The sequence below is a fragment of the Scytonema sp. PRP1 genome (genome assembly GCF_036697665.2).
Classification (GTDB): Bacteria; Cyanobacteriota; Cyanobacteriia; order Cyanobacteriales; family Nostocaceae; genus Kalymmatonema; species Kalymmatonema gypsitolerans.
On the sequence record NZ_JBAHYJ020000079.1, the window covers coordinates 1 to 17,466 of the forward strand.

Sequence of the window (17,466 nt, forward strand, 5' to 3'; positions counted from 1 at the left end):
TTAAAAAGTTTAGGATTGGTGCATATAATCGATAGTCAAGCAATTGTTAGTTGTCAGCTATATCGAGAGTACTTCCGCAATTATTTTTCTTAATTGTTGAACAGCATTGACTTTTGACTTTTGACTTTTGACTTCCCCGTAAGCGCAAAGCGCAGGCACCGCCAACGCGCATGCGTGTCCGTAAGGACTCAGGGGCTGACTCTGCTTACACTGATGACACGGCAGAGGATGATTTGAAACAGTCAAGTCACTCGCTTCGCTCAAATTCAAAATTCAAAATTCATCTCTGTACGGCATTGAAGATCCCATGGATGAATCCAGGGGCTTGAATAAAGTTGCTGGGCATTTTTTCTTCTCCAGAAATAAATTTAGGGGCTTGTATCCTTTTCTTTTTTGGTCAAATCAACCTATAAGTCATACGAAAAAAGAATTCCAAGCGTTAAGACCAGCTGTGAAATCAATACATTAAACAATGTACGCGACATTACATTGAAACTGTATTTAGTCAGATTGTCTGTGTTTTCCCAAAGTCAATTCATGCGGTACTTAAATGAGGGTTTTTACTTAGGCTGAGAGCATTTATTTTGGCTTTTACTCTTCAAAAAGCGTTTCTGAAATGATAAAAATTTTATACTCTAAATTAATTCAGTAGTTCTAGTTTTGATTGAGCGTTCTATTTCGTCGTGTTCTTTAAGCAAAGCAGCTAGTTGGTTCCGCAACTAGCTCGCAGCGATTGCCTGTTCGCGTTTGCAAAGCAGTCGCAGCCGAAGGCGAGAAAGCGTCTCCAAGAGAAGGGTAGCGCCTGCCGTAGGATGCCCGTGCTCCGCCAACGCGTAGCGTCTCTCTTTAGGAGAAGGGCTGTAGGGCGATCGCAAAAGGGTGGTAATTGCTCGCTATCTTCTGAGTATGAAGGCTCTACTAAATCAGTGGGAACTGGTAACTGATTAGTGGTAGGTGTTAGTGGTGGATCTATTACTTCTACTAACTCACTAGTTACTGATAACTGGTCGCTAGGCACTGTTTCACCTGTCCGGGAAAGCAAATATTGCTTGAGGACTAAAAACAGATTTTTTTTCGTCACTCTCTCCCCTAATGCTTTAGAAAGGGCTCGCCACAACTGGGAGCCAATATCCTTGATGTGAGCGATACTATAGGCACAATCGCGTGCCATCTGCTTATAACCGCGTCCGAGCCATGACTGACACAGGATTAAGCGCTCAAGGGAACTAAGTTGCCTAAAGAGCAGAGTTTGTACAGTGTCCAGAACTTCGCCAATATTCATGTAGTGATTCCATTTGAGTAGTATGTACACAGGAAAGAACGCTCTAGATTCTTATGCACCCCAAACAAGCAGTTAATCCAATTCGGCTTTGATGCAGATAGCTCCAGGGCAGAACGACAAGGGCTGAATTGCTCTAAGCGCGTACATTCACCAAAAAACTTTACTGTGTATTATTTCAGTTGTTTTGCTCAACGAGAAATAGATAAAGTTGGTATTTTTGTCTAAAATTATACTGCTTTGAGATATAAAATACACAAATATTAAATTTTGTCAATCATCTAAATTAGTGAATTTTGAAAAAGAACATATTGACACTCACACAAGAGGGGAAATTTTTTCTCGAACAAGCAAAAGATATTTTGAATCGTAGTTATGGGATTTCCAAGAAATAAATTATCCATCTTGTGGGGGAGCCAGCGCGAATGACGGCTTCGCCGTGAGCGCTCAGCCGAACGGTTTCCCTCGTGCCGACTCTGGCGTTGGGCAGGAAAGCCCGCCCTAAATATTGGAACGGGTGGGGACACCCATCCCACAAGAAAATTTGGGATATTTTTTTATTTGGAAGCCCCTACTGTATTCCACGCAACACCAAACCCGCTATAATTCTGTCTCAGGAATTGCAGCAATTTTGGATTGTGAACTATGCTGTCTTAAAAAACCTGATAATCTCGCGGACATGATCGAGAAATTGTCCGTCGGTAGAAAGCTGGGCGATCGCCCCTCTTGCTTCTCTTGCTAGACGTTCATGTTCCGTCAAATTTGTAGCGCGATCTGCTTCCAAATTCGCAGAAATACGAGCTAATTCTTTGCGTGTTTCTTCTAAATAAGTTTGTTGGTTGGCTGCTAAGGAATAGGGCTGTTCTGGGTGGGACAACAACCATAAGTTGTCCACAATGACAATCATAAGTTGACCACAGGAATCTCTAGAAGCTTGATTTTTCGTACCTCGAGCGGGCAGAAAATTACCGCTTGACAACTATAAGTTGTCCATGAGTGCAAAAAACAAAGCATAAGTTGTCCATGAGGACTCGGTCAGATTACGAGGATAGCTTAAAATTATGATGGCTAAGTGTACTCACTGAAAATCGCCGCATTCGAGAACCGAAGTAATATGCCCAATCAAGATAGTATCAACTCGGAGCTTGAGGTTGTGAGTTTAAAAGCTCCAGCAATTCCCAGGCGCAGTCGTTTGTTTCCTATTGAACCAATTGGAGTAGGAACAGCCTATACAGAAAGTTTAACCAGTTATCTCAACCGCCTAGCCCAAGAGCACTGCCTTACTTCTCGGACATTAATTATGAGAGAAATCGCCCCTCAGATTATGGGACAAGATTTTGAAGTGTCTTATAGGAAGAAGAAAGTCAGTAGTCTTTTTGCTAACACTGATGCAAAACCAGCTTTAAATGGAATGAAGACAATGACTCAAAATCTAACTCAGGCTTTAGAATATTTGACGCAACGAGAAGATTTAAAGATCTTAAGTTTTTTAACTTGGAAAAGAGTGATTAGTGAACGAGAATTATTTCGTCAATATCGTGCTTGGTGTCCTGACTGTTATGAGCAATGGAAGCAAGAGAAAAAAAGTATTTATGAGCCTTTGTTATGGTCTTTTCGAGATGTTAAGATTTGTCTGCATCATCAGTGCCAGTTAATAGATGAGTGTCCCCATTGTGGTTCTCGTTTACCTGTGATTGCTAATTTTTTGCTACCAGGATTTTGTTCTCGTTGTAAGGAGTGGATGGGGAGAGATAAGGATGGGCGTAAGTCAACTCATCCTCGTGATATTGAAGAAATTCGGTCTAATATAACCAGTATTGGCGAATTAATCGCTGTTGTGCCTCAGTTGAAGTATGAACCAACGATGGAAGAGTTAATCAGGAAGTTACAATTTATTTCATTTGTTTTTGAGAGCGCAGTGAGTAAAGATTTAACTCGGTTTGTTGCTCTAGGGAATATAATGGAGCAGTTGAAGATAGCGGTAGGACAACATCAAAATAAGCCGTTTCATCTTGTCAAGTTAATTATTCCGGTGTGTCAAAGGGCAAATCTAACCCTATCACAGTTATTTTTAGAAGATATTCAATGGTTGAGTAGAATTTTATTTGAGCATTTTCATCTTGGTTATAAGGTTTAGCACTGATGTTTTCCGCTTTTAATAACTCCAATTTATATAATTAAGGGGCATACTATTCAATTCTTCTTTATAGAAACGCCAGTTGGGCATGAATTTATTCATATAAGCTATAAACTTTTCGTGATGATATCGAGATTAATCAAATAATCGATAGTAAACAAACAATATTATTTTTTCACGATTTTAGAGCCTAACATCTGAAACCCGTCGCTAACATAACTATTGACCCTCGCTTCGCTCAAATTCAAAATTCAAAATTCAAAAATAATTAATAAATTTTGAATGGAAAAAGTTTAAACTCTTTTAATTTTTAATTTAAGTTTACCTTGTTTAACGGTTTCTTGCACCATTATTTTATTAATGGAGGGATAAAAATGCTTTGCAACATTATATTCAAGCTCCCGGATTCATCCATGGGGTTCTTAATTTTGAACGAGCGAATTTGGAATTTTGAATTCCCCGAAGGGGTGATTGGAGCATAAGGGAACAGGTTCGATCTAAGATCAGAGCTAGCGTCAAGCGACTACTCAAAAAATACGAATATCCGCCCGGCAAGCAGGAAAAAGTGACACTGACAGTTCTACAACAAGCTGAATTACTGTGTAAGGATTAGGTAGAATTGGGCAACAAAGCAGCACACTTCAAAGACTTTAGCTTGAAACCGCTAACTTGAGCAACGCCTAACGACATAAAGCCAAGAAGCACAGCGGAGTTCTACAACATCTTCATGCGGGTACTTCTTGAGCAACGCCTAACGACATAAAGCCAAGAAGCACAATGATTTGCGCGCTGCTGTCGAGTTCCGATTCACATTGAGCAACGCCTAACGACATAAAGCCAAGAAGCACCATTGTGCGCCATTCCCAGCATTCGTTCTCCCCTTGTTGAGCAACGCCTAACGACATAAAGCCAAGAAGCACGCAAGAGTAGGGGATAGCTTGAATTCTAGAGTTTTTTGAGCAACGCCTAACGGCATAAAGCCAAGAAGCACGCGATTGCTATTTCTAGAAGACTTAATAGCTAAGGGCTTACAGACAATTTTACAAGCACCTCTTTAAATGACTGGCTGAAGTTACAAATATTATCAACTTTAATAGTTTTCTCAATGCCTAAAAGCCAGAATTTATGAGGTATCCAGCAATTTACAAGCATCTGGGAAAGTGCTACTTAAACCCTAAGTAATATATTCAATTAGCATTACAGCTATTTTTTTCATTCAGTCTACTTAACATTCAGCGATCCTTGTAAGCTGGAGCTTGAATTATCGTCCAAGATAATTCAGGTGGAGACTGAGTAGACATTTCCCTAAGGGTATATCGCTGCCTAAGCGTTCCCTTTGAACCAACATGGTCAACCCAATAGGGCAAAGTAAGCTCTCCTCTATTATCCTGAATTAACCACTGTCTTGCCTCGCTCTGATAGTCATCAGATACTAACTTCACCACATTGACTAAATCGTTACTTTCTCCTAAATATAAACAGCCAAAACGCTTATTAAATGATGGATTGGCTAAAACTTGCTGAATTCTCTCTGTTAAAGTGGGCTGTGCTTCATCATTACCAGAGGCTAGCCAAACCATGAACTTAGTATTGCTAAGGATCTCTTGATGCTCGGGGACAGTATTTCGAGCATCGTGAATGTCTTTTACTTTAAACCGTCTCAACTGTCGAAGCACGACTGATTTTTGGGGTTGAGACAGCATAGCTATCGCTAAAGAGATCCCACAGTGTTTGTTTGCATCTGTCTCTCCTACCAAAGAAAGCAACATCCCATATACGGTTGAGGGAGGAGGAACAGGATAGGTTTTGCCATATTCCCTAGCATATGACTGACGGAACGTGGCAAAAGGAACATCAATGTATATAGCAATTGATACCATAATTAGTGGTTCCTTTTATGGAATAATTAACTTTAAATCTTTCATGATAACTTTTTTTAAATTAGTAATTGTCTCTTCTTTCCCCGGAAAGATATTTGCCTTATTTACCTTTGTATTTTTAACAATTTTACCTCCAATCCATAGCTCTTTAGCATCAATATCACCCACTTTAATCTCTTCTATTAAATCACTTTTAATTTCTGGTTCTGATTGACTTTGTTCAAAACAATAAAATATTTGAGGTGAAATTTTCTGTGTCCAGCGCAGCACAAAACTTTCAGGAGAGAAATCATAACAAGATACATTATTGTGACCGCCCACCTTACAAATCGACATCAATCCATCAATAACGGCAAAAATTCGAGATTTATCTTTGAGATGGTTGGTGTCCAACGCAAAAACATATTGATAGTGAGTATTGTGGTACTCAAGAAAGTGAAGTGACGTTCGGTCTTTTTTACCACTTTTGGAATTGAATGTCATTGTCCCATTGTAGGGAATTAGAGAAATTGCTCGATTAACCCCTAACGCTCCCATTCTCTGTAGCGAATTTCCTTTCTTGTTATTCCGTCCCTTAGACTTGGATTGCTTGAAACTTTCTTTCTCTACGACTTCTTCTGGATTGGGCTGGGTTAGTGACGAGCTTTCTTCCTCAACAACATCTTCCTTTGCTGCTTCCGGTTTCATGTACCCCAAAACGTCATCATCAATAAACTGTACTGGGTCAAAATTATCGTCTGTAAAGCGATTGACAAAGTTATCGGCATCCCAAATACGGTTAACTGGGTAATCCATTTGTTGCCAGTAGTAGCGCAATGCCCAACGAATGGCATCACTGTTTACCGTTGAATGCAGCTTGTCGTACCATTGGCACTTTTGAAGTGGGCTAATATTACCTTTTCTTTGCCCGTGATTGAGTGAAGCAGAACCATAATGGGTTAAAAGCGTACCGAATAAATAATACATAGTTTTTCCTAGAGTGATGCGGGGGTTTCTGAATCCTCTGTAGCGTCTTGATCCCTATCTGATATGGGATTTCTTTTAGGTTTATAGCTGGCTAGAGCAAGCAAGGCTAAATTTCTACCTTTCTGCCAAGATAGCGATTCCATGATTAAGGGTAATATCTCTTCCCACTGAGTATATAAAGCTGAATTAAGACCCGCTCTAGCGAGAAACTCTCACATAAAATCCCTAAAAGATTGGTCGTCTTAAGAAGGCAGAAGTACGCGCGGCAGAAGGCAGAAGGGCATCCCCACGCTTAAAAGCGGGGGATTTAATAAAGTTCGCACTTTTTTATTTGTCTCCATAAATAAATTCAGGGGCTTTAGACCATATGGCAGAGCACAGAGGACTTACCTTTGTATAAAAGTTACTATCTTTCCTTCTGCCTTCTGCCCTCTGCCCTCTGCCTTTCTTCCGGTAAAACTTGAAGCTTGGATTGTCTTGTTGCGTTAAGCTGTTCATTTGCTTTTAGTCGCGCGATATGTACTATGGCAGGTAAACTAGGATTCTTGATTGCGATGGTAAAATTCCACGATTAACCGATAAATGACATCGCCAAGGTTGAAATTTGGGCTGTGTGGCTTAAACCGGATAAACTTACAACCTAAAGCTTTTATAATTGCGTCTTGCCTTTCCTCGTCATAAATTCCTGTCATGTTGTGGTGCAGTTCGTCGCACTCCACGGCAACCCTTTCTTCTGGAAAATAAAGATCTATGCGATATCCATTTACCAGAAATTGCGGTATTGGTTTTAAATGTGCAAAACTTTTTTGAATAATTGATAAAGTCTGAGTTTCGATTGATGGCATTGCTACTTTTATGCCAAGGCATTGCAAAACATCTACTACTGAAATGGATCGAGAAAGACTTGCAAGCCTCGCAAAACAATCCATAGTTAGAAAAATATTTTGCTTATGCGTAAGTCCTCCGTTCGGGGCAGTTGCAGACACCAAGTAAATGCAATAATCCTTTCCTTCGGTAAAGTGCTTTGCCAGTATTCGTTTTCCGTTGTCTTTCCTGCTGTATCCCAACCACTGCCAAGCTAATTCAAAATCAACTGGATACTGCTCGTCTGACTCATACAAGACAACCGCTATCTCAATCGAAAAGTCAGCACAAAGAGCGTTGTTTTCGTGGACAGAAGCTAAATTAATTATGCTCATTTCACCACCTCCACTCCTATCTCAGCAGTTTTCGCCAATCTGTCGTAAGCTTCAGCTATCGCTTACCAGTATCAAGACTGTGCAAGCTAATTGTTTTTCTGTCTGGGTCTTTTTTGGTTGGAGATTCTTGCCAAGCCCCAACGTAGGAGAACCCATATCTTGGATGCTTAACGACTGAGCCACGCTTCAAACCTGCGCTCATGGTTCCGCCATCACAAACGTGGTAACAGGAAACATTGAGGCTAAGCATTGCAGATGCAACGTGTTATCGTCATTGTAATACATAAGCGTCGCTTTGCGACGCTTATACACCTAATAAAACTCAACCCGCCTTGTCTTGTGACGGAGGCGGGTCTTCTTTCATAATTTGCAAGACGCGATCGCGTTGTCGCCTGAGAGACAGGTTTTCCTCTCTCAGGCTGCTGATTTTTTTTCTAGTTGATCTATCCGTCTTTCTTGTGAAACTACCATTTGATAAAGCGCTTGTATATCCACGCCTTCTGACTTTTGATTCCCCTCGCGATTAATAAAGTCGGCAACTATATCATTAATCAGTTGTGATAGCTTTATGTTTCGGTCTTTAGCTATTTTCTCCATTTGCTCTCTAATTTCCGATGAAGTCCGGAAATTGATTTGAGTATCCATCCTCATATTGACCCTCTGCAATGCGTTGCAATGTCTCTCCCTGAATTATAGTTCTCCTGACTATACAAAAGAAAATTATGCGTCGCAATGTTTGACATAAGCGTTGCATTGCATTACATTAGATTCACAAGGCAACAGGGAACTACCCCAAGCCAAAACAAAAGACGACCGCTCCGACTACCAATCAAGTGCGATCGCCTTTTGTAAACCCCCAACTACTAAAGTCAGGTATTTTAATAATGACACATCCTATATATAGCGGCGACCATCTCACGACTCTCAAACGTCCCGAACTCTGGGCAATCTGTGACCAATTAGGGTTACCTAAGCATTCGGCAAACGCCAAGTGTGTTGATGAGATTTTGGCGAAGCAGTCCTTACAAATTCAAGCGGTAGCGCAATCAGAACTCAACGTAACAATTGAACAGCAAGCGCAGGAAGTTGCACCAGAAGCAGAAATTGACGCAGTACCCGACTCTGACTTTGGCAGCTTGTACAGAGTATGGCAAGGTATGCGTCTTATCGGTACCTTCTACCAATCAATAAGTGGTGAGTGGGTAGCGCGTTCTTGTGGTAGCACTGAGTGCTGGTACTGTTCTACGGGAGAGGAAGCGCAAAGTCGAATTATTGAAACCGCTACGAATAGCACAGTAGATGACCTTTTAGACAAGCCATTCGATGAGCTAACTGCGGATGAATGGGAGCGATTGAAGGAATATGAGCCACAAGAGCCAAGTGACGAATATGAACCCTTTTCTTCAATGGGCTGCTTTTAAATCAATCCTACGGTGACACAGGTACTTGAGTAGCGCAATGTCATGACTTATAACCAAAATACCTATTCCAACCTGGCAGGCATAGTCAATGACTGCACGCCAGATGAGTGCTTGAGTGTTGGCATCCAACATAGCAGTCATCTCGTCAGCAATTAAGTAGCGGGTTGCTCTATTGAGCGAGCGTGCGACTGCGATGCGCTGCAACTCTCCCCCACTGAGTTCATGGGGAAAGCGACTCAGCCAACTAGAGTGAATTCCCAAAGCTTGCAGGAGTTCCCTAGATGTTCCTTTTCCCTCTGCTAGGATTTGGCTAATCAGCCAGCGGGGGTTCATTGCTAGTTCTGGGTGCTGAAAGATGAGCTGTACCGGGCAATAGCCTTGTTTTGGCAGAGGCTTACCGTCGATTGTGACTCTACCCTCCGTTGGTTGAAGATACCCGGCTAGTAGCTTACCTATAGTCGTTTTGCCCTGACCGCTTGGACCTTGCAAGCCCACAATTTCACTCTTGTCGATTTCAATACTAAAATCACGCAAAATCCAAGGTTGATTGACTCGGTAGCGAAAAGACAACTGTTCACCCTTCAGCATGAATACACCTCACAGGAGCGCCTCGCACGATCTGAAACTGGGGTCGGGCTTTTTGGCAAGCGTCAGTCACTAAGGGACAGCGGTCAGCAAACAGACAACCATCAGGAAGCGCCTCTGGACTGGGTTGGGTGCCTTTAACCGGGATGAAGCCATTTTGGGGCAGCGATCGCCACAGAGCTTGTGTGTAAGGATGACGCAGATTACCATCAGTAAAATCCTCTGCCGCCGCCACTTCCAATGTCGTGCCTGCATAGAACACAGCCACTTTGTCTGCAACTCCCACAGCCGCTTCCAGGTCATGGGTGATAAGAATCACCGCTTTGCCCTCATTTGCCAGTTCGCGTAGATGGTTAAGTGTCTCAACGACTACATCTATATGTAAACCAGGAGTGGGTTCATCAGCAATCAACAGTTCAGCGCGTCCGACGGCTGCTGTAGCAACTAGTACTCGTCGAGCCATGCCACCTGAAAGTTGAAAGGGGTAAAGCTGTTTAACTGGCAAGGGAAGAGCGTAGCGTTCAAAGGTTTGATTCACAACTCCTCTTGCTTGCGTAGCAGACAATCCACCCAAACGAGCTGCCCGATGTACTTGCGAACCCACGCTCATTAGGGGGTCAAGATAACTAACTGACTGGGGAATCAAGGCAATTTCCTTGCCCCGCAACTTGGTCTGACGCTCTGGGGTCAGAAGTTCTCCTTTAAAAATTATCTTGCCTGTAACCAAGGAATTATAAGGCAAAATGCCCAAAATGGCGTGAGCTAGCAGACTTTTACCAGAGCCACTAGAACCAACCACTGCCACCACTTCACCCGCACCAACCTCTAAATCCAAATCCGTAATGACGGTCAGCCGTTTTTGGGTCAGACCCACATCGTACATGGTGAAAGTAAGACTGAGGTTTTGAACTGATAGCATAGTATAATGTTACCCCTGGCTTGTTTTTGGGTCGAGCAAAGCAAGCAGGCTCTGACCCAAGATGTCGAAGGTTTTCACCGCTATAAGCAACGCTACTCCTGGCATGACCGCCAGCCACCAGTAGCCAGTGGATAGGTATCGCATTGATTCCGACAGGATAATCCCGATTGCCGGAATCTCTGGCGGTAGACCCAAACCCAAAAAGGTAAGCCCTGCCTCGTGCAAAATTGCGTGGGGAAACAACAAAATCAACCCAACGAGGAACTGGGGCAATAGGTGGGGCAGTATGTGATTGCGGGCAATCCACAAGGGGGAGTGTCCTAGTTTAGAAGAGAGTTGCACGTAATCAGAACTTTTGACCTGAAGCACTTCAGCCCGCAGCAGACGAGCCAAGTTCATCCAATGGGTGATAGTGATGGCGATGATTAACCCCTTGACTCCGCCCCCAACAGCAAAGGCAATTAAGATAACTAATACTAGGTGAGGCAGGCTGAAGAATACATCAATTATCCAGATGATAAAGGCATCAACCTTACCACCCAGTGTAGCTGAGAGCGTGCCCAGTACCAAGGCGATCACGGCGCTAAAGCTAGCGGTTAGCAGCCCCACCCATAAGCTCAAGCTCAAACCGTGGAGGGTACGGGTGAACATATCTCGTCCCAACCAGTCAGTGCCAAACGGGTGAGCAAGCGTTGGAGGTTGGTTGCGTTCTTGTAAGGAAATTTCCAAACCAGCTTTACCAATCAGTTGGGTGCCAAGCAGCAGGATGCTCAAAATGAGCACGCACAGAGCAATGAGCACCAATGTCCGACTACGACGATTACTGAAGATGAGTGATAGTTTGCGTCCTAAAGTTTGAGGGGTTGAAATCGCACTAGGAAGTTTCATCCTCTAGTACCTCCTATGCGGATCCGGGGATCAATCACTTGGTAGCTAAGGTCTGCCAAGGTGTTGCCGATAAACACAAAGATGGCGCTGAACAAAACAATACCCACCAGTAGCGGGACATCATTACGCAAACCTGCTTGTAAGGTCGCACTACCTAACCCAGGATAGCCAAAGACCTTCTCAATTAAGACAGTACCACCAAACAGTTCGCTAAGAGATGCAAATTGCAAGGTCAGGGCTGGTAAAGCAATATTGCGTAAACCGTGGTGCAAAATGACTCCAGTCGTTGTTTCTCCCTGAGCGTAAGCAAACAGGGCATAGTTACTATTGAGGACTTGGATCAGTTTTTCGCGGGTTTGCAGAGCAATATTTGCAACCCCAATAACGCTGAGAGCGAGAGCAGGCAGTAACAAATGGTATAGACGTTGCCAAAAAGTGACATCTTTAAGCAACACTCCTGGTGGAGTTGCACAACACATAGGAGTGACTTTTAAAGTGACGGAGAAGGTAATAAGCAGCAGCAGTGCAATCCAAAAGGTGGGAGCAGAGGACAAAGTGTAAGCATACAGCCGAATTGCTTGATCCAGCAGTGAAGCTTCTTTCGCTCCTGCTAAGACACCTAAAGCGACTCCTAAAATGCCTGAACCCAACCACGCCAATGCCATTAACCAAAGTGAGGCTTGAAAGCGCTCAGCAATGACATCAGAAACTGGTTGATTGTAGGTCATGGAAGTTCCAAGGTTGCCTTGAAGCAGTTGCCCCAGCCAGAGAATGAATCGCATAATCCAAGGTTTGTCAAGCCCCCAGCGCTGGATAATCAATTCTCTTTGCTCTGAACCGAGGCGAATTACGTCAGAACCAACGTAAGCATTGACAGTGTCAACCGGAGATAAGCTAACTAGCACGAAGGTAAGGACAGCGACGCTTAGCAGGAGCAACAACAAATGCAAGACTTTTTGCAGAATAAATCGAATCAGGAAGTGCATGATGGAGTGAGCCAGAAGAGTCAGGACTTACGCAAAATTATGAAAAAACGAACCGCAAAGGACGCAAAGGACACGAAGAAATAAGAGTTTCACGACTAGTTCTTGCGTAAGTCCTAAGAGTAAAGAATGGGCTGCTATAAGAAGGTAGGTTGAGAACCCCTCGGCAATAGCTGCGGGGATGAAAACCACGACGTAGGCTAAAGCCTACCTTAGAGTTATTTGTCTGAACAATTTGCACTTTTTTATTTAGAATAGAAAAATAACGCGTAACTAACGTGAAACCATTGTAGGAAAGTCTTCCACTTCCATGCCCAGCGAACCGATAATGACACTGGCTTCTGGGAAAAAGACAAATAAAAACCAAATATTTAGACCCATCTGAGGGGGGACGCCTCTTGGATGTAAAACTAAAATGCTTGTTGAGACGGTCTGACGGGGAGTAAGTCACGAGGCTGCTCTAGTTAAGAGTCTAGGAAACAGGAAGAAAGGTGTAACAGCATGGCTTAAGCCTGCTGTGGAACAGCTTTTAAGAATCCCCTAGCCTTTAGGCAGGGGAGTACGTCAATGACAAATCCATTTCCAGTTAGGCAAGTTATGTAGAAGCGTTAGCGTGTAGTGGCGGGATTGTTCGGTAGCTTTACTAACGTCGAGACAGGTGCTGACAAGGTAAGTTTTATCGATATTGACTAGCCAGGCTGAGGCTGCATCGCCTTTTGTGGTGACTCCAGTTTGACCATTCCATTGCACCTGCTTCCAAAATTGGATTGCTTCTGTCTCTGTAGCGGATGCTGCTGCTCGGTCAAGCGCTCTATCAACCACTGGGTTGCTATAGTAACCGGGATTTTGGTATTTTCCCTGAGCCAAAGAGCTTTGGAAGAGAAAGGATAACTGCTGCGTGTCGTGGGTTTCCAGCGCGTAGAGGACAACATTGCTTTGCATCCGGCGTTCAATCTCAGTCCAGCTCCTACCCTCAACATTTACCTTAATCCCGACAGGTTTGAGCATTTGGGCAACTGCTAAAGCCAGTCCCTGCCGGAAAGCGTCTTGGGCATTGTAAAGGAGAGTGAATTCTGCCTTGATCCCCTGTTTTTCTAAAATGCCGTCACCATCCGTATCCTGCCAACCATCCTCACTCAGGATTTGCTTGGCTTTGTTGATATCACCGTCTTGAATGTCTGCTTTTGGCTCGTCCCAGGGAAGACCAGTAGCAGGACTCATCGCTGGGGAAGCGTAACCGTTAAACAAGGTTTGAACCAAAGTTTGGCGGTCAATCGCATAATTGACTGCTTGACGAATCGCTCGGTTTGAGGTGACATCGTTGCCAATTGGGTAGCCATCAGGTGTCTTCCTCCCAGTACGGGGAGGAAAGGGAAACATAAGCCCAGCGTGACCGAGGCTTTTAATGACATAAGTCTTCATGCCCTCCACTGGTTGTGAGGCTAGGTGGTTGGGAACTGCAGCCACCTGAACTTGATCGGCTCTGGCGGCGGCAAAAGCAGCATCTCCCTGAGTGAAGAGAAGGATGACACGCTTAATAGCTGGTTTCTGCCCGTAGTAGTCACGATTCGCTTCGATGATCACCTGCTCGCCCTGGTTCCATTGCACTAGTTTGTAAGGACCGGAACCGATTGGGTTGCGGGCGTAGTCTTTGTTATGGGCATGCTTGGGTACAATACCCAAAGTGGCAAGTTGATTGACAAAGGTAATATCAGGTCGTTTGAGGTGTAATTCGACTTGATACTTACCTGTAGCAACAGCGCGATCCAAAATCTCCATATCCAGTCGCCCCAAACTGTCTTTCGTTGTATTGAAGGTGTAAGCGACATCTTCTGCCAAGAGGGGCTGACCATCAGTGAACCGAACATCTTCGCGGATTTTCACTGTCCAGACCTTGCGATCGCTGCTGACGGTGTAGCTTTGGGCTAGGTCGTTGACCAGTTCCAAATTTTCGTTGCGGCTTAATAGTGTACTTTGAAACAGAGGAGGACCGGCGTAATGCCAACCCATTGTTGGGTCGAACCCTTTCTCATATATATGATATTCATCCCACCCCAAGTCCACCATAATCTGCTGCTTGGACCCAGAGGTGGCGCTAAACAGTGAGCGGTTCTGGGAAACCCGACTACAAGCAGCCGCTCCTACTAACAACAGCACTGCTAACAAGCGAAGGAAATGAGAGGTGCGCTGATAAGTTTTACCGGGTAGGCATTGCCTACTACTAAGACAATTTTTGTACATTGCCCACTAAGAGTGTTACTAAATTCGATACTGTCTTGCGATTCATAGGACACACTCGAATTAGAAATTAATAGACACCGTTCCCAACACTGTCAAAGGTGCTCCAGGAATCAACGCAAAGCCGTTATCAACGTCATAATATCTTGTGCTAAAGAGATTTTTTAAATTTAGCCCGAATCTAAAGTTATCTTGACGGTAAAACAGAGCTGCATCTGCTTTAAGGTAAGAGGGAATTTTGAAGCTATTGGGTAGTATGACCTCAGCATCTTGTGCATATGTCAGCCCCAAGCCAAATCCCAACCCCTGCAAACTTCCACTTTGCAGCTCGTAGGTTGTCCACAAACTGGCACTATGATATGGAACACCAGGTAGGCGATCGCTAACTTTCTCAGGGTCAGTATCCTTTGTGACTTCTGCATCCGTGTAAGCATAGCTAGCGATGATATTCCATCCTGGCAAAATTTCTCCGGCAATATCCAATTCAACTCCACGACTACGTTGTTCGCCCGTCGCAACACTGAAAAAGTCTCGAAATTCCGGGTCAGGGTCAGCTGTTGGCACATTCTGTCTGGTAATCTGGTAAAACGCCAGAGTTGCTGAAACTCGATTCTCGAAGAAATCTTGTTTAAGTCCAAACTCAAACTGCTCTCCAGTCTGCGGTTCTAATAATTCTCCCGTCCGGGTGATGTAACCAGTGTTGGGACTGAAGGCTTGTGCATAGTTGAAATAGACAGAAGTAGAATCTGTTGGCTGGTAGACAATGCCCACGCGGGGAGAGAATTTTGTATCCGATTGTTCTGTCAAGTCATTTGTTAGTCTATTTTCATTGAAGGAATAGACGGAGTCAAAGCGAATGCCACCTAGCACCTTGAGATTTGAGGCAAGCTCAACCAAGTCTTGTATGTAAATTCCGAGACTATCGTTGCCAAATTCCGCAGAGTCCTGCACAGTGTAACTTCCCGGTCGGGCACCGTAAACAGGATTAAAGATATCGATGGAACCTAGAGGCGCGGTTCTGCGAGTATAGGGATAGACAAATCGACTTAATTCCACACCAAACAGAAGATTGTGTCGCACGGAGCCTGTATTGAACTTGCCAATGACTTCGTTTTGCAGCGTGTAGAGTTGATTGTTCTGCGGTCCCTTAACGGATTCACGGTTGAGCGTTCGCCGATCTGGTTCTAGCGCAGTGCTAGCTAATCGTTCAGATCCAATATTGAGATCGGCAACGAGTACGCTAAACCCCTGCCGAAATCTCCAATTATCACTAAAGCGATGTTCAAAGTCGTAATATCCCCAGTGTGTTGTTCCCGTAGTGGGTCCCAAGTCTGGTTCACTAAGATACCTGCTGATAGGCACTCGCAAAAACTCTGCCTCTGGTGGAAAGTTAGCACCAAAAATGTTATTAGAAATTTTGAAATATTCGTACTCTACTGTTAACGTTGTTCGCGGACTCATGCGCCAGGTAAAAGCTGGCGCAATGAAATAGTCTTCGTTAAAGACAAAATCGCGAAAGCTGTTTGCGGATTCGTAGGAAGCATTCAAACGGTAAGTGAGAGAACCATTTGCGGTGAGAGGACCTCCTATATCAAATGTTGGACGAAAAAAATCATAATTCCCAACCGTAAAATTCGCTTGGTAGAACGGTTGATCTAAAGGCTTCTTTGTGATTGTGTTTACAACACCACCAAAGGCGAAATTGCCCCCATAAAGTGTCGAAGCTGGTCCTTTGAGGACTTCCACCCGTTCGACATTCGCAAAGCCGTGGGGATTGATAAAAGCCGAGTCTGGAAAACCATTGCGGAGTTGTTGGTAACTTTCCCCGAAGCCTCGCACCCGGTATCCGGGCGCAAACGGAAAGCCAGGGAACCGAGTCACACCGCTGATATTTTCAGTGAACTCTTCCAAACGAGTCAGCCCGCGATCGCGAATCACGGCTTGGGGTACTACCTGTACTGACAGCGGCAAGTCGCGTTGCGAAACAGGTAGCTTGGTTCCGGTTGTTGACTCTTGAACCCGATATCCCTCCTCTTGCTCACCTGTCACTACTAGCTCAATGGGTTCTTCACCAGAAGCTGATGGTTTTGCAGGCTGTGTTTCACTACCAGGTAATGGTGATCTCTCCTCGCCTGTGGGCTGGGGTGTCGTAGGCGGGGAAGGGCTAGGGGTAGGCTTCACAGCTGAGGATACAGCTGGTGTCACCGCAAAAATGAGACCTTCATCGCTGTCAAACACCTCGACTTTTGGTAATCCCTCTTCACCTGTCACTGTCACTTGGACAGTATTAGGATTCTGATTTGTGACTTGTAACGTAATTCCCGCAATAGGTTTTTCAGAACGCAAAGAATTACCACTAGTTAGTTGTAATTGAGCATTGGTGATCACAGCAGTCAGGGTATTACCTTCACTTTTGAGTGAAGTTTGCAGCTTGTCAGATGTAGCAGATGTTTTTAAGATGATTTCCAAGCCACTTTGTGTTTGATTCAGCCTGACCCCTGTTACTTGAATAATCTGACTCGATTGCTCTTGCTGCGCCAGCCACTCCTTAACGTTGGTGTAAGGACGCTCGATGTCCTTAAGTTGGGGAATCTTTGTAATAGGGACTATTTTTGCTGTATGACTTGTTTTCGTGGTGTTAGCTCCTGCCAAAGCTTCCTGATTGACAATCACTGCTATGACCACAGCTAGTCCTAAATTCCTCAGTAGATACAGTTGATTCATAAATTCCTTACACCTAAGTAGTTTCAACAGCAATGAATTTCCAACTACCAAAAGGATTTGGCAAGCCTTAGCAGCTAGAATGCTTTTTTTGTTACTAAGTAAATATCACATTTTTTGATAATAATAATACTTCTTAATAAAAGATAGAGAATTTGAAAACTAACTTTAGGCAAGTAGAACTTCAGGACTAAATCCGAAGCAGAATTATTCAGTTGTTATAAAATGACTCTTTTATAAATTATTTATA

At 43.9% G+C, this 17,466-nt stretch carries 15 protein-coding genes, 2 pseudogenes and 1 CRISPR repeat array; of the genes and pseudogenes, 4 read left to right on the forward strand and 13 right to left on the reverse strand.

All coding sequences use genetic code 11. From position 1 onward, the window contains the following. Window positions 1-455: 455 nt before the first annotated feature. Window positions 456-620, forward strand: a pseudogene (locus tag V5G28_RS36755) (IS982 family transposase); the annotation flags it as partial. An 83-nt stretch (window positions 621-703) separates the two neighbouring features. Here V5G28_RS36755 and V5G28_RS17750 read toward each other — a convergent pair. After that, window positions 704-1,282, reverse strand: coding sequence for a hypothetical protein (locus V5G28_RS17750; protein WP_336231109.1), 579 nt, complete (start codon window positions 1,280-1,282; stop codon window positions 704-706). 640 nt (window positions 1,283-1,922) lie between these two features. Further along, window positions 1,923-2,147: pseudogene (locus tag V5G28_RS17755) on the reverse strand (hypothetical protein); the annotation flags it as partial. A gap of 246 nt (window positions 2,148-2,393) precedes the next feature. Here V5G28_RS17755 and V5G28_RS17760 point away from each other — a divergent pair. Continuing rightward, window positions 2,394-3,416 (forward strand): TniQ family protein, encoded by a 1,023-nt coding sequence (locus V5G28_RS17760; RefSeq protein ID WP_332994374.1) that lies wholly within the window; start codon window positions 2,394-2,396, stop codon window positions 3,414-3,416. A gap of 478 nt (window positions 3,417-3,894) precedes the next feature. Next, window positions 3,895-4,029 (forward strand): type I restriction enzyme endonuclease domain-containing protein, encoded by a 135-nt coding sequence (locus V5G28_RS17765; protein WP_332994513.1) that lies wholly within the window; start codon window positions 3,895-3,897, stop codon window positions 4,027-4,029. A gap of 56 nt (window positions 4,030-4,085) precedes the next feature. After that, window positions 4,086-4,407: direct repeats of the CRISPR family, unit length 36 nt; unit sequence TTGAGCAACGCCTAACGACATAAAGCCAAGAAGCAC. A gap of 241 nt (window positions 4,408-4,648) precedes the next feature. Here V5G28_RS17765 and cas5 read toward each other — a convergent pair. The 5 genes from cas5 to V5G28_RS17790 all read right to left on the reverse strand — a co-directional run bounded on the left by cas5 (window position 4,649) and on the right by V5G28_RS17790 (window position 8,112). Next, the gene (gene cas5, locus V5G28_RS17770; protein WP_332994376.1) at window positions 4,649-5,296 is read right to left on the reverse strand and encodes a type I-MYXAN CRISPR-associated protein Cas5/Cmx5/DevS; all 648 of its coding nucleotides are present in this window, start codon (window positions 5,294-5,296) and stop codon (window positions 4,649-4,651) included. 15 nt (window positions 5,297-5,311) lie between these two features. Next, window positions 5,312-6,262 (reverse strand): type I-B CRISPR-associated protein Cas7/Cst2/DevR, encoded by a 951-nt coding sequence (locus V5G28_RS17775; protein ID WP_332994378.1) that lies wholly within the window; start codon window positions 6,260-6,262, stop codon window positions 5,312-5,314. A gap of 536 nt (window positions 6,263-6,798) precedes the next feature. Further along, on the reverse strand, window positions 6,799-7,461 hold the full coding sequence (locus V5G28_RS17780; RefSeq protein ID WP_332994381.1) for an endonuclease domain-containing protein: 663 nt from the start codon (window positions 7,459-7,461) through the stop codon (window positions 6,799-6,801). Between the two features lie 55 nt (window positions 7,462-7,516). Next, the gene (locus tag V5G28_RS17785) at window positions 7,517-7,711 is read right to left on the reverse strand and encodes a hypothetical protein (protein ID WP_332994384.1); all 195 of its coding nucleotides are present in this window, start codon (window positions 7,709-7,711) and stop codon (window positions 7,517-7,519) included. Window positions 7,712-7,875: 164 nt separating this feature from the next. Next, the gene (locus V5G28_RS17790) at window positions 7,876-8,112 is read right to left on the reverse strand and encodes a hypothetical protein (protein WP_336231115.1); all 237 of its coding nucleotides are present in this window, start codon (window positions 8,110-8,112) and stop codon (window positions 7,876-7,878) included. Between the two features lie 233 nt (window positions 8,113-8,345). On the opposite strand from V5G28_RS17790, the gene V5G28_RS17795 reads away from it, so the two are divergent. Then, complete coding sequence (locus tag V5G28_RS17795; RefSeq protein WP_332994389.1) at window positions 8,346-8,882, forward strand: hypothetical protein; 537 nt, start codon at window positions 8,346-8,348, stop codon at window positions 8,880-8,882. Here the strand turns inward: V5G28_RS17795 and V5G28_RS17800 are convergent. The 6 genes from V5G28_RS17800 to V5G28_RS17825 all read right to left on the reverse strand — a co-directional run bounded on the left by V5G28_RS17800 (window position 8,865) and on the right by V5G28_RS17825 (window position 17,219). Next, window positions 8,865-9,470 (reverse strand): ABC transporter ATP-binding protein, encoded by a 606-nt coding sequence (locus V5G28_RS17800; protein WP_332994391.1) that lies wholly within the window; start codon window positions 9,468-9,470, stop codon window positions 8,865-8,867. The two genes, V5G28_RS17795 and V5G28_RS17800, sit on opposite strands and share 18 nt — an antisense overlap. Further along, window positions 9,457-10,386, reverse strand: coding sequence for an ABC transporter ATP-binding protein (locus V5G28_RS17805; protein ID WP_332994393.1), 930 nt, complete (start codon window positions 10,384-10,386; stop codon window positions 9,457-9,459). Before V5G28_RS17805 ends, V5G28_RS17800 begins: the two co-directional genes overlap by 14 nt. A 9-nt stretch (window positions 10,387-10,395) precedes the next feature. After that, a complete protein-coding gene (locus V5G28_RS17810) occupies window positions 10,396-11,274 on the reverse strand; it encodes an ABC transporter permease (protein ID WP_332994395.1) in 879 nt (292 codons plus the stop codon). Further along, entirely contained in the window at window positions 11,271-12,260 is a 990-nt protein-coding gene (locus tag V5G28_RS17815) for an ABC transporter permease (RefSeq protein WP_332994398.1), read from the reverse strand. The genes V5G28_RS17810 and V5G28_RS17815 overlap by 4 nt, the downstream gene beginning before the upstream one ends. A 561-nt stretch (window positions 12,261-12,821) precedes the next feature. After that, the gene (locus V5G28_RS17820) at window positions 12,822-14,498 is read right to left on the reverse strand and encodes an ABC transporter substrate-binding protein (RefSeq protein ID WP_332994400.1); all 1,677 of its coding nucleotides are present in this window, start codon (window positions 14,496-14,498) and stop codon (window positions 12,822-12,824) included. 60 nt (window positions 14,499-14,558) lie between these two features. Further along, window positions 14,559-17,219, reverse strand: a complete 2,661-nt coding sequence (locus tag V5G28_RS17825) for a TonB-dependent siderophore receptor (RefSeq protein ID WP_332994403.1) — start codon at window positions 17,217-17,219, stop codon at window positions 14,559-14,561. Between the last annotated feature and the right edge of the window lie 247 nt (window positions 17,220-17,466).

Bases quoted from the DNA above. Each gene is read 5' to 3' on its own strand.
- V5G28_RS17750 (WP_336231109.1), bottom strand. From the start codon at position 1,282: ATGAATATTGGCGAAGTTCTGGACACTGTACAAACTCTGCTCTTTAGG.
- V5G28_RS17760 (WP_332994374.1), top strand. From the start codon at position 2,394: ATGCCCAATCAAGATAGTATCAACTCGGAGCTTGAGGTTGTGAGTTTA.
- cas5 (WP_332994376.1), bottom strand. From the start codon at position 5,296: ATGGTATCAATTGCTATATACATTGATGTTCCTTTTGCCACGTTCCGT.
- V5G28_RS17775 (WP_332994378.1), bottom strand. From the start codon at position 6,262: ATGTATTATTTATTCGGTACGCTTTTAACCCATTATGGTTCTGCTTCA.
- V5G28_RS17780 (WP_332994381.1), bottom strand. From the start codon at position 7,461: ATGAGCATAATTAATTTAGCTTCTGTCCACGAAAACAACGCTCTTTGT.
- V5G28_RS17785 (WP_332994384.1), bottom strand. From the start codon at position 7,711: ATGCTTAGCCTCAATGTTTCCTGTTACCACGTTTGTGATGGCGGAACC.
- V5G28_RS17790 (WP_336231115.1), bottom strand. From the start codon at position 8,112: ATGAGGATGGATACTCAAATCAATTTCCGGACTTCATCGGAAATTAGA.
- V5G28_RS17795 (WP_332994389.1), top strand. From the start codon at position 8,346: ATGACACATCCTATATATAGCGGCGACCATCTCACGACTCTCAAACGT.
- V5G28_RS17800 (WP_332994391.1), bottom strand. From the start codon at position 9,470: ATGCTGAAGGGTGAACAGTTGTCTTTTCGCTACCGAGTCAATCAACCT.
- V5G28_RS17805 (WP_332994393.1), bottom strand. From the start codon at position 10,386: ATGCTATCAGTTCAAAACCTCAGTCTTACTTTCACCATGTACGATGTG.
- V5G28_RS17810 (WP_332994395.1), bottom strand. From the start codon at position 11,274: ATGAAACTTCCTAGTGCGATTTCAACCCCTCAAACTTTAGGACGCAAA.
- V5G28_RS17815 (WP_332994398.1), bottom strand. From the start codon at position 12,260: ATGCACTTCCTGATTCGATTTATTCTGCAAAAAGTCTTGCATTTGTTG.
- V5G28_RS17820 (WP_332994400.1), bottom strand. From the start codon at position 14,498: ATGTACAAAAATTGTCTTAGTAGTAGGCAATGCCTACCCGGTAAAACT.
- V5G28_RS17825 (WP_332994403.1), bottom strand. From the start codon at position 17,219: ATGAATCAACTGTATCTACTGAGGAATTTAGGACTAGCTGTGGTCATA.